This is a genomic window from Moraxella sp. CTOTU47724 (genome assembly GCF_032014955.1).
GTDB lineage: Bacteria > Pseudomonadota > Gammaproteobacteria > Pseudomonadales > Moraxellaceae > Faucicola > Faucicola tetraodonis.
Map to the genome: position 1 here is coordinate 1 of NZ_DALZSV010000027.1, position 12,056 is coordinate 12,056.

A 12,056-nucleotide genomic window follows, 5' to 3' on the forward strand; every position below is an offset into this window, starting at 1 on the left:
TTGGGCATTTGATTGTAATTTGTGTCTTCATAACCTCAAATTATCATCTTTTTACCAAGTTGTCTTTTCTATTTCTTTCTCAGCATACTTTTCAAACCACTACCATTATTTAAAACAAACCTGGGAAGGTGTAAATGATGTTGCTCTCGTAACCCTTGATTGGGCACAATGGTACAACCTTGAAGGGTTGCATTCTACCAATGAATATGTGTCGCCTGAACGAGGATTAGCAAAGTACTGCTTTGCCCGAGTGCAAGACGGAGAGCTATGCTCGTAGTGGATGCGGAAAATATCTACTATTGTTCATTAGTTCCGTCAGGCTATGCTGCTTGACTCAAGCAAACTTGTCTCCGATAAATTCGGGGTGGTTCATCGTTTCAAAGCACAGCCATAGCTATCATTTAACCATCATTGCCTAGCTTTGTTTTGCAATGGACGACAATAGTTTGTCTAGTTGTACTTTTGCCGCTTCATATTGGCGTTGGTAGTCTGCTAACGCTGTTAATTCCGTCGTTAATTCCAATGTTGCAATGTCTAATGGGTCTTTAAAATAGCATTTTGGATTTAGGTCATACTTATATTGTGCAATTTGTGCTTGCGTCACCTTAACCGCAACGTTATTTTCAGTTGGATTTTTTATAAAGTCGATGATTTTTGCGATTGATTGTTCCGCTATTTCACCGCCGTATTTGCGATTAACCTGTATATTTTCTGCCGTCATCAACCAAAACGTGTCGGTTGTTTTTGCTGTATTTAATACCACTAAGCATACGTTGGCTTGACTATATTGCAAAATTCCCAGCGGCAAAAGGGTCACGCTTTCAATCAGATTGTGATGCACCAATGCTTCTCGCACAGCAAGGTCATACCCCCCTTTAAATAACCAGCCGATGGGCAATATTAGGTATGCCCTGCCCTTATCGTTGAGATGATATAGATAAAGCTGAACCCATAGACTTTCGGAGGCACTGCTGGGAATCGCATGAAAAACATTTAAAGGCTGTAGATAGTTAACCTCTGTTAACGCAAACGGCTGAATCTCATTGCCAAAACTTGGTAAACAAATACCAATATCTGCTTGATGGCTTTCTTCTTTTGCTGTCAAACTGTCCAAAATTTTTAACTCGGCATCACTCTCAACCATAGTTAATAACAATCGGCTTAGCAAGGCAGGCAGCATGTGAATTTCTCGCAAAATAAGCTTGCCAGGTGCTAGGCTAAAGCCACTATTTGCCACGCCACTTGCGCCATCGTATATTGTCAAGCCGTGCGTTTCACCAACAATCCCTTTTAATAGCAGGCTAATTGCCAATGGGTCGCCCCATTGATTTTTAATAGATAGGGCATGTAATTTTTGATAAAGCAATGGCGTGATTTGCTGAGCATAGGCTTGTGCTGTTAAAAATTGCTGTTGCAGTTGGCTAAAATCCGCTTGAATACACTGCCATGGATGGGCGGTATCCGATAACAATTTGATGAGCGATGCAATGACAACATCCAAATCTTGGCTATCATAAAACTGTCGTAATATTTGCTCGATTTTCACATTGGGTGTGAGCAACGACTGGTCTGTTAACTCCTTTGCCGCAAATTCATCAGGTAAAGCTTTGGCATCGTCTTTAGCGGTCATCAAGTTGCCAACCAAATCAGCAATTGGATTTTGCTGCGCCTCGTTAAGATACGCCACATAGGCAGATACTATCATCACCAACATGGCATTTTCAGCGGTGAGCTCTCGTCTGAGTGATTGATAGTTTTTATCAAAAACGGCATTAAAAGTCGATATTTTTGTATTGTTTGGTGATTGTGTCCTACTGGTCATGATGGCTACCTTGGGGCATTAAGGTGTGAAATACGGCAGAAGCGGCGCGTTGATGTTGTTGCATCAGTTGGTTTAACGCTTGCAAAGTAACTATATTTTGCCAAAAAAAATCGGCTAATTTTTGCTGGTTCTCTTGGCTTGGCACATCAATTTGCCACTTTTTTAGCCGACCAACCGAAATTGTGGCGGTGACTGTCGCTCGGTTGTGCGTGGCAAGCCAAGCCTGTCCGTATTCGCTGTTAAGCAGACTGACCAATACTTCAGGTAACAGCAAATTAGGTTTGGCTCTCAGTATAAAACAATTGACCCCCACCACAAGCGGTATATCACCCATATCCTGCGCTCGCACAATGGCTGAGCGCATATTAAAACCACGAGCCACCAATAACACATCACCCACTTGTAGTTGCTGTGTGGTGAATACCTCAGGTGAAATAGCGACCAAACTGTCGGGATTGTCATCAATCTCAAGCGTGCCCAAATCGGTAAAATTTTGCGCGGTCAGTTGTCTGACGGTGATGAGATTGTCACCTTGATTGATAAACTTTTTATTTAAACCAACAAAAATTTTGGCAAGATCTTTCAGTTGCATGAATGTTCCAATTTAAAGTTTACATATCATCGGTTGATGGTAATATCGCTTTTAACGTCTCATCCGTGATGAGCACCAAATGGGTAAAATAACGCAGTAATGCCGAAAATCGCCACGAATTTGTTCGATTTAGCTGATTATCTGGCGTGGCTATGCCGATTAAAATTGAAGTCTGGGTGTTATCATTTTTATATCGAAACTTAAGCGTCGTTTGCACTTCTTCAAATTTTTCTGTACTCAGTTGTGCCTCTGGTTGGGCATTGATATCTTCAAATTGATTATCATTATCGCTAAATAACTCATCCTTATCAAATAGTTGGTGACGGTTTAAAATAGTCAAAATCGGTTCATCACAACTGATCATCCAGCGATTTTTGGGCAATATTGTAATCGCAATCGGTAAAAACTTCAGCAGGATTTGCACTTCGCCATAACTTTTACCAAACGGTATGGAAGAATCGGTAGTCGTCATTCTATCGGCAAGGGTACGGATAAAAAACTGCCAATTAGGTAAATCTTGTCGTAAGATATTGGCATTTCTGAGCATCATACCGAGCATTCGATGCTCAAAATGCGTTTGTATAGCTATCATGCCGTAGTGCGTGTTTTCGTGTAAAAATCGATAGTGACGACGTTCTGTCATTAGCTTTTGGATGGCGAATGCTTTTTGTTTAATCAAGCCAATATCTTGTGGCGATACTAACGTATCATCGCCAATCACATTGCTATCAGCCTTTGGATTTTTTTCCAAATGTTCTAACACCGCTTGAATTTGTTGGGGTCGATAATTGAGCAGCGGTGAATCGCTGTGCTTTGGTAAGTTGCGTCCAAATATTTCATCATTAAAATTGAGATTGGCGATTGCAAATGACGTTGATTTTCGCAATTTTTGCCCAAAATTTTCTCGAAACAATAATGCACGTATATCAGCGAGTTGTACATCATGGCGTTTTGAAATTGCGCGGTGTTGCAAATTAGTAATGTTTATCCAGCTATCGTAAGGCAAGCCGATATTGGCTTTGCTAAGTTCATAAGTTGCCGTGAGCATCGCAAAGTGGTTGTAATATTCAAAACTACGTTCTGGCGATAAATGCCCCATCAGCCCCGAAATGGCATACCATTTGTCAGTATGGTATTTTTTCACACCCAATAAACCTTGGACAATCTGATCAATATGTTTGGTATTTAGACCTGTTAAAGTTTGCGTCAATGCGTCATCTGCATTTAGCGCGAGAGCTAAGTTGCTAATCGCCGTGTGCCTGAAGGCATGAAAGGTAAACTTGGTATCAGCGTTTTGGGTACTAGTGTTTTGGATATCAGCATTTGGGGAAATATCTTTGACAATTTTATCCAATAATTTTAGGGGCGTATGGCTGGGGATTGGGGTATTCTCAGTAGATAACGTGAATAAATATTGTTGCTGCTTGCTGATATGATTGCTTTTGACATACTCAGTAAAAAACTCAAGTTCCTGTAGACTTAATAAAGCATAAAGTGCCACTCTTCGAATACTGCCTTCGGTTTTGGTTTTGCGATAATTGTTTGGACGTATCAGTAGCGACGGCTCATCGGTGCCAATCGCTTCAATATCGCTAAAACGTAAGCCAAGTAGCTCTTTGTTTCGCATCCCTGTGCGATAAGCAAGGATAAACAATAATAAAAACATGTCTGCTTCCATCGGGTCAATCGAGCGACGGATTTGTAATAAGATATGTTGGTATAGGTTGGGCGAAATCCACTCGGCACGTACACACCGCATGGCGGTGGCTTCAGGAATATCTGCCTCGACAAAACCGAATTTTTCCATCCCAAAATTATGCAAGCGTTTTAGCAATTTGGCAGAATAAGCAATGTCCTTGTTTTTAAGCTTTGATTTTTTAAAATCAACGATTTCTTCATATAACTCTTCAAAATCATCTGCCTCCCAACCTTGTAACTCACTGTCACTCACAAAGTATAGCCACTCGTAGCCAATGGTGAATAGATATTTCTCAATACTTTGTAAACTGGTTTTTGAACGCTCTTTAACCAAATCAATGACCCATGCCAATAATACTTTTTCAGCCTGCGTTGCCACCACTTCTTGCATATCGACAAGCTTATACCGCACTTTATCTCGCTTGGATAAACTATCAAAATTGGGGACAGTGATATGATAGAGTCTGGCATTTGGTTCTCGCAGTACTTTTCGAATATTGATTAAAACATCGGTTTTGCGTTGTTCCGCTTTCTGGGAAAGGGTCAAGTTGTCGATATTTTTATGGTTATTTGCGGTGATGGTCAGCGTGAGTAACTCATCAATATCATAAACCTTATCATGATTGGTAAAATTGCTGTCATGAATCGTTAAAAAACTCTCAATTCTTAAACCAGTGGTTACTTGCCGACCTTGTAATACCATGGTTAGCGCATGGTCGATATGTACATCTCGCAATCGCTCCCAATGAGAACTGGCTGACTGTAACAACCGAGAAAATGATGGGATGGTCAAATTGGCTTGTTTAAGTAAAGGGGTAATTACGTTAAATAAAAGCACATGAATATTGAGATTGCCTAGCATTGAGGCATCGATAGGGTCATGTTGTAGGGCTAACAGCCAACATTGACTCATCGGGTCAATACAAATTTGTTGGCTGTTATAAATACCACCATCATCAAGTCGTTCATTGCCGTAGTTTTTATTGGCGTAGCGGATTTGGGTCAATAAACGATAATTTAGGTAAGGTTGAAAGTCATTGTTTAGCAAATTGATTAGCCATGCGTGCAGCATTTTTGCATCATTGATACCACCAAACGCAATACCTGAGAATATCAGCCAACCAATTTTTTCTTCGATTTTAAATTTCTTGGTGGTTTGCCAATGATTTTTTACTACATCTAAAATTTTATTAAACTGCTTACCGTGTCTGACATAAGATTCCGTAATTTGTAGCGGGTTAATTTTTGATGGCATGGTTTGGGGGGCTAGCACTACCCCAAAGTAGTACTCATTTAACCGAAAATTGGTATTTTGATACGCTACAAATTGCTGTAATAGTTGCCTAGCGTAGCGATAAATTGTCTCACTCGCCCCGTACTCAGCAAATAATAAGGTGTTGGCTTTTTTAATAAAAATATCAAAACCTTTATTTGACAGGCTTTTATAGTCTTTTTCAATCTGATATAAATCTCGCAAATACTGTAAATACGCATTTGACGAAATATCGCAACAGATTTGTTTGATGTATAGTGATGCTTGAGCCTTTTGCCATTGATATTTGATACTTTCAATTTTGCGAGTAGGCGACTGCAAATGGTTGGGATTTGCCAAAAGCGACTCATCGGCTTGGGTTTGGTACCACAAACATTGCAATGTCTGCCAAATCGGATGATAAGCTTTGTGCCAAACACCCCAGCGGCTAAATTCTGATGGCATTTGGCTATAGTTAGATTTTTTAAGCTGTCGTCTTTGTTGTTGCGTCAATCTTTGTTTTTTTGCTGCTTTTCTCATCTAATGTCTCATCGGGTTTAGAAGATTGCTCTGGTAATAGATGTAATAACTTGTCTATTTTTTGAAATTTTGCTTTGATGTCATTCAAGCCCAAATCGTTGGCTATGGCCTCAAACACATCAGCTAGTGCGTAGATAGCGGATTTACTCCCCGATGAGTATCGACCAAAAAATTCTTGGCGATGTTTTTCATGACCGATGACACCATTGATAATGGGCATTTCGACACCGCGTTTTTCAAGCTGAACTCTCACAAAATGCCGAGTAAAGTAGGGATCTATGTCAAAAAAAGGTTTGATAAATTCTGCAATCTGACCACGTTTTACTGTCGCTATTTTCTCGCCTTGTTCACAAATTAAGTTAATCAGCATATTGTCGCTATCGTCATGTTCATACAAAATCGGTTTGATCACTTGGTTGACCCATTTTCTACGATGGAGCAATTGGGCAAATTTGGCGAGAAACCAGCGGTATAACGTCAACGTTGTTACTAGCGTTGGGCAGATTGGCACTAGACGATGATTTCTCACGGAACGATTGGGTTTGTCAGAAATAAGGGTTTGAGCAGAATATTCATTTAAATCAATATCATGAATATGGGTGATACGATTATTGGGACGAATCCCTGTGGTGAGACAAAAAATCAGCCAGACATAACTACTGACGTTATTAAATAGTTCAAATTTTGATGTACTGGTGATGACGGCTGTATGAAAAATATCATCAAGTAATGATTTGACAAATGACAGTGTGAGTGCTTGCCCCGAGCCTGTGGTATAGTCTTTTTTTGTTTCTAGAAAGCCCAAGTCAAATGACGTATCTTTTCTCAGCCAAACCAACGCATTTTTATAATGGGTGATTAATTCATTTAGCATATGACTGCTATAAAATTTTGCAGGTGCGGATATTGGCGGGATTCGGCAGATAATTTCAGCGATATGGCTGTTACTACCCTCGATATAACGAGTCAAGCTAACTTGCAAGGCTGACTCAATACGATGCACTGATAGGTACGGCAAACTCAACTCTGTTCTCACTTGAGCGATATAGTCTCGAACATCAGTCTGTGTGGGTAATAATCGTTTATTCGCTAAAAATCCTACAAGTTTAATGGGCATTGGCAGCTCAATCTCTGCTTTCTCATTTTCAAAAATGTGGGCTTCAAATTTCTTTTTACGTGCAGTAATTTCAAAGGATGCGTGCAAATAAACCTTGGTCTTTAATAGCTTAAATATCCCAGACTGTCTCACAAAACCTTTTATCATGAGCGATTCAACAGGAATAGACGTGATCATTGATAACAGCAAAATTGTGGCTAATGTTTTAAGCTTAAGCTGCTCACGACTTAATATTTCTTCTTGTAACTGACAGTCTTTTACTAGCCTTGCAAAAACGAGCTGGTAGGCTTTTGGCGAAAGCAGATAAACACTTGAATTTAGCATCAATTCACGCTGGCTGATAAACATTTGCCGAACGGATAAATCAACCATTTGCAGCGGTGCATTGTAACGAACCAAAGCATTGGGGATGGTTTGATACTCAAGTAACGGCTCACCCGTGTTATCGACTGTAACTTCGGTTGAACTCGCTGTCGATTGCTCAGTATCTTTACTTTCAAAACACACTGTCTGCAGTGCGGGCTGATAATTTTCAACATCATCCGTGGTATTCAAATTTGGATTAGATTGAAAAGTGGGTTGGATAAAGTCCCGAGCGGATAAATTTTGCGGCGGCTTTTTTTTGCGGGGTTTTCGTTTAGCATTTAGCTTTTTGATTGCTCTATCAATTTTTTTACGACGCTTTGGATTAAGCGCAACTTCAAGACACAATCGGATTTCAGTCGCTTGGTTGCGACGCGTTTTATTATTGGTCTGAATTTCTAACTCAACCAAAAAATCCCTCAATGAATCAATTTGCAAAGCGCATGCAGGGTCGTCCGAAAAATGGGGGAGATTTTCTAAAATCCAAGTTTTTATGGGTGTTTTATAAAAACACGCAATCTTTAAGCGTTTGATGATACGTTGATAATAAGATTTTAATTTGTGATGCTTCAGTACTATTGCCAAGTAAAAAGCAATTTTTGTCCAGCCGATTTGTTGTGGCGCTAATTCAAACTTTGAAATCAAAAAAGGCAACTTTAGGAGATTTGGCAGCTTATTTAATTCACCTCTTTTCGCTTCTATACTTTCCAATATATTAATTTTGAACGCTGTTTGAATTTTTTCGATGTTTTTAGTTTCAATATCGCCATCTCGCACGATTTTTTGTGCGATTAAACACGTCATCACCAGATTTTGGATCAGCTGCTCTTTTGCTTTTGTGTCTGCTTTTTCTTCAACAGGGTAATTTTCGAACAATAAGGTGTTTTTTATTAAGCTTTGAAAATCATGCCGTGACAAAAGTGGTAGTTCTGAATTAGATTCTTCAGCATTTTCAGTCATTTTTATTCTCTAATTCTTGCTGACGATGCTGTGCCGTACGCATCTTTACGTTAATGAGATTGTAAAAACAAGTTTTTGTAAACTTGGCATTCGGGTAAATCTTTTTCCATGCAAGTGGATTAATAAGCAAATCAAGTGCATCATAAATTTCGTTTAAATTTTCAAATGATTTGCTGTTGCGACAAATAATATCGAGCGTTTCAAATATCACATTCGATAAAAAATTAAAGGCTGCAATATCTTTTACCTCAATAATTTTCAAATTATCTTCACCTTTTATCATTGATTGATAAGTTAATTCGGTCAGGACGTTATTCAAAATTAAATTATGGGTGAACTGGTAACTCTTCTTGTCCTTTAATACAACTGTGTTTATTGATTTTGCACGCAAATATTCTGTTTTTATTTGCTCAATATTCAAATTACAAACGAGATAATTTAGATAAAAATCCTTCCAATCCAATACATCAGGATGGACATCCATATCTTGTTTAGATAGATAACTTAGTAAAATATTTTGCATTTTATAAATAGTAATAAAATTACGATTTTTTAATTATAGCCAAAATTTCTAACAGAAAGACCCCCACACGCATTTTTTTGAGTTGTTTTTTTGTTAAAATTAGCGGTAACTTTATTGATTCAAAAATTTGCTAATAGATAAATGACCATGCTGTTTTTGATTTTTATAAAAAAACACCGCTAGATTGCGGTGTTTTTTAAATGCGAAGGCTAATTAAAATGGTATTTCATTATCAGGTTCAACTGATGCCAAAAATCCCTGTAAATCTACGACACCTCTATTGATAAAGGCTAAGCATTGCGCACATTGCCAATCTAAAAAATAATTAGGATCGGGCAAATCGCACGGGTTGTAAAGCTCGTACAGTTTGCCACAAGTTTTACAGCGAATACTTGAATCATAAGCCCTTACCATCGATAATCTCGAGAATAACTCTTCAAAGGTTACTTGATAGTAATGACATAGCTGTTTGATATGCCACTCAAGTCGATTGGGATGATGTTGATTAAATGGATGCCAGTAATCTAGGCACATCTGGAGCGAAGTACCATTGAGCATTTTATTAGTCAGTAAGTGAATACGCATTTTAGTATACTCTCTCTAAAAAATTTGAAAAATCATGTTGAAACAAATGCCTAATTTGCCGATATTGCTCGTCTCGCGTTTCATCTTTATCAATGGATGATAGTTGGCGTTGTGCCCAAAGCCTTAATGCTCGATGAGAATTACAATGATGCTCATTCATCCATTCTGCTAAATCGGCATTGTTGATAATGTGATACTCAGCGATTAATTCGTTAGCGAAATTGCAAGCTTCTTGGCTAATCAAATCAGGCTTCATGGCTTGTCGCAGTTGTTCATAATCAATCACTGGCATGACTACACTCCCCTTTTTGACTGGTAGCTATCAAAGCTTCAAAGGCACTGCCATCACGGCGTGTCATATTCGGCACATAGCGGCTATAAACCTTAAACAACATGGTAGTATTGGCGTGACCCATCTGCCTTGCGATCCATTCTGGCGCCTCCCCTGCCGCAAGCCATAGCGTTGCAGCCGTATGGCGGGTTTGGTAGGCATTACGGGCTTTTAACCCTAACAGTCGAAGCGTGGGATGCCACACTTTACGATTGACATTGTGATAATCGAGTGGCTCTCCTTCTCGATTGCAAAACACGAATTTTGAGCGACCATGGGTGACTTTGTACTGCGCTTGTAGCGCTTCATAAACCCACGGTGACATGGCGATATCGCGATTGGATTCCTGGGTTTTGGGCTTACCAATTACGCCTTTAACATACGCTTGGCGAACACGGATTTCACGGCGGTCAAAATCCACATGCTCCCACGTTAGTCCATCAATTTCGCTGGTTCGCATGCCGGTGAAAAACCTTACGGTGTAATAGTTTTTATAGTCTTTACGCACGCCATTGATAAATTTCCAAACCTCGTCAATGGTGAATGGCTCAATATCAGGCTTATCAAGTTTTAAAACCTTGATATCCTCATAAGGATTTTCAAATTTATAGCGTTTTGCCGCTTCTTGCAGTATCATACGCAAAGTGGTCATTATCGAATTAATTCTGGCTGCTGACAGATGCTTGTTAGCTGTTCCGTAGGTCACTTTGGCGAGGGATGTACGGAACGCTAACACATCTGCCCTTGTGATAGCGATAACACTGCGTTTGCCAAAATGTGGCACCAGATACTTATCCAAAATATCTTTGATTTTGCCGATGTAGCTTGCTCGCCATTCAATTTGCTTTTCTTCAAACCAAGTTTCAGCAAAGTCTTTAAATACGGGTGTGTCAGATTGAAAACTTTGCACACGCTCTTTGACTGCCATCAGTTCAATGCCTTTCTCACTTTTTGGGAAGTATTTGAGATAATCAAATAGTCCAAGGGTGATTTCTGCTTCCATTTTTTGGATGATTTTTTCCAGTTTTTTTCGATTTTCGGGCGTGTCGATTAGGTTGGTTGTTTCTCGACAGCGTTTATTCATAAAGCGAAAATCAATCATCAAAAATTTACTTCCTTGACGGGTACGAATGCTGGCCATAAATTTCTCCTTACTGCAATGCCATGGCATTGATGTCGGCTAAAACTGTGTTGCGCATATCCTTTTCTATTTGTTCCCACACATAGAGAATTTTGCGACCGCCAAACGGGCGAATATAATGCACTCCTTCGATGAGCACGCTATCTTTTAAACAACTGCGAATGGTGGCTTTGTCATATTTGATACGTTCAGATAGTTCTTCCGTTGTTAGGTAGGTATATGTCATAATGACCTCTTTTAAAAATAGGTTGATTTAGTTTAAAAAAACTTATTATCGGGTTATTAATAAAGTTTATTTATCTCTAATAACTGCCGATGAATATATAATACCTATTAATAGTTATTAAAGCAACCTATTTTTGAATAAAATTAGGTATTTTTGTTCTAATTTTACTTGATTATAGATTTATCAAAATAATTTATACCTACAAAAAGTTTTTAATTATGAATATTTAACCTATTTAAAGGTAAAAAATGGATAATCTTTCTTTTCGTTTGGAACAGGCTAGAAAAAATGCACAGCTAACTCGTGATGAAGTGGTGCAACTCGCTTCTCAGACATCAGGGTTTTCTCGAAGCTCCCTGCAAGATTGGGAGCAGCAGGAGAGTAGCCGTGAACCTAAACTTGAGTATTTGTTTGATTTGGCGAGAATCTATGGCGTGCATCCATGGACGTTGATGACGGGTGAACAGTTATCACAGAGTAGTCAAAACGTGCATTGGTTGGCATTATTGGACATGAATAATCAATCAACTGACTTGTCTTATCCATTGCCTAATTGGTGGCTTAATGAGCGAGCAATTGATGCTTCGCAGTTGGTGGGCTATTTGTATAAAGGTGATACCATGTCGCCACTGATTGGTAATGATGCTGTTGTAATTATTAATAAACAGCAAAATCAACTCATTGATGGGGCGGTCTATGCTCTTTTAATCAATAATGAACTTTTTATACGACGCATACAACGATTACCAACAGGATTAAAAATTATCAGCGATAATCAAAAATATTCTGCATTTGATATTTCACAAGAACAGCTCAAAGAACGTGATTTTTTGGCTGTGATTGGTCAGGTTATCTATATCGGCTCTGATATACAAAAAATCTGATAGTGATGACAAGGGTGATTTT

Annotated in this window: 10 protein-coding genes and 1 pseudogene; 2 read left to right on the top strand and 9 right to left on the bottom strand. The window is 38.9% G+C overall.

The features are described from left to right. Positions 1 to 277: pseudogene (locus RTR63_RS06970) on the top strand (hypothetical protein); the annotation flags it as partial. 138 nt (positions 278 to 415) lie between these two features. Here RTR63_RS06970 and RTR63_RS06975 read toward each other — a convergent pair. The 9 genes from RTR63_RS06975 to RTR63_RS07015 form a co-directional block, all read right to left on the bottom strand. Continuing rightward, positions 416 to 1,822: an N-6 DNA methylase gene (locus RTR63_RS06975; protein WP_312523432.1), complete on the bottom strand. Its 1,407-nt coding sequence runs from the start codon at positions 1,820 to 1,822 to the stop codon at positions 416 to 418. Next, the gene (locus tag RTR63_RS06980) at positions 1,812 to 2,414 is read right to left on the bottom strand and encodes a restriction endonuclease subunit S (RefSeq protein WP_312523434.1); all 603 of its coding nucleotides are present in this window, start codon (positions 2,412 to 2,414) and stop codon (positions 1,812 to 1,814) included. The genes RTR63_RS06975 and RTR63_RS06980 overlap by 11 nt, the downstream gene beginning before the upstream one ends. A gap of 19 nt (positions 2,415 to 2,433) precedes the next feature. Beyond that, a complete protein-coding gene (locus tag RTR63_RS06985) occupies positions 2,434 to 5,904 on the bottom strand; it encodes a tyrosine-type recombinase/integrase (protein WP_312523436.1) in 3,471 nt (1,156 codons plus the stop codon). Next, a complete protein-coding gene (locus RTR63_RS06990; RefSeq protein WP_312523438.1) occupies positions 5,849 to 8,344 on the bottom strand; it encodes a hypothetical protein in 2,496 nt (831 codons plus the stop codon). Before RTR63_RS06990 ends, RTR63_RS06985 begins: the two co-directional genes overlap by 56 nt. After that, on the bottom strand, positions 8,337 to 8,867 hold the full coding sequence (locus tag RTR63_RS06995) for a hypothetical protein (protein ID WP_160001173.1): 531 nt from the start codon (positions 8,865 to 8,867) through the stop codon (positions 8,337 to 8,339). The genes RTR63_RS06990 and RTR63_RS06995 overlap by 8 nt, the downstream gene beginning before the upstream one ends. A 213-nt stretch (positions 8,868 to 9,080) precedes the next feature. Then, positions 9,081 to 9,452: a hypothetical protein gene (locus RTR63_RS07000; protein WP_204155504.1), complete on the bottom strand. Its 372-nt coding sequence runs from the start codon at positions 9,450 to 9,452 to the stop codon at positions 9,081 to 9,083. A gap of 1 nt (position 9,453) precedes the next feature. Further along, positions 9,454 to 9,744, bottom strand: coding sequence for a hypothetical protein (locus RTR63_RS07005; protein WP_312523441.1), 291 nt, complete (start codon positions 9,742 to 9,744; stop codon positions 9,454 to 9,456). Continuing rightward, a complete protein-coding gene (locus RTR63_RS07010; protein WP_312523442.1) occupies positions 9,731 to 10,924 on the bottom strand; it encodes an Arm DNA-binding domain-containing protein in 1,194 nt (397 codons plus the stop codon). The genes RTR63_RS07005 and RTR63_RS07010 overlap by 14 nt, the downstream gene beginning before the upstream one ends. Positions 10,925 to 10,934: 10 nt before the next feature. After that, a complete protein-coding gene (locus tag RTR63_RS07015; RefSeq protein WP_062332081.1) occupies positions 10,935 to 11,150 on the bottom strand; it encodes a hypothetical protein in 216 nt (71 codons plus the stop codon). 248 nt (positions 11,151 to 11,398) lie between these two features. Here RTR63_RS07015 and RTR63_RS07020 point away from each other — a divergent pair, with 248 nt between their 5' ends. Beyond that, positions 11,399 to 12,034: an XRE family transcriptional regulator gene (locus RTR63_RS07020; RefSeq protein ID WP_128682133.1), complete on the top strand. Its 636-nt coding sequence runs from the start codon at positions 11,399 to 11,401 to the stop codon at positions 12,032 to 12,034. The last annotated feature ends 22 nt before the right edge of the window (positions 12,035 to 12,056 follow it).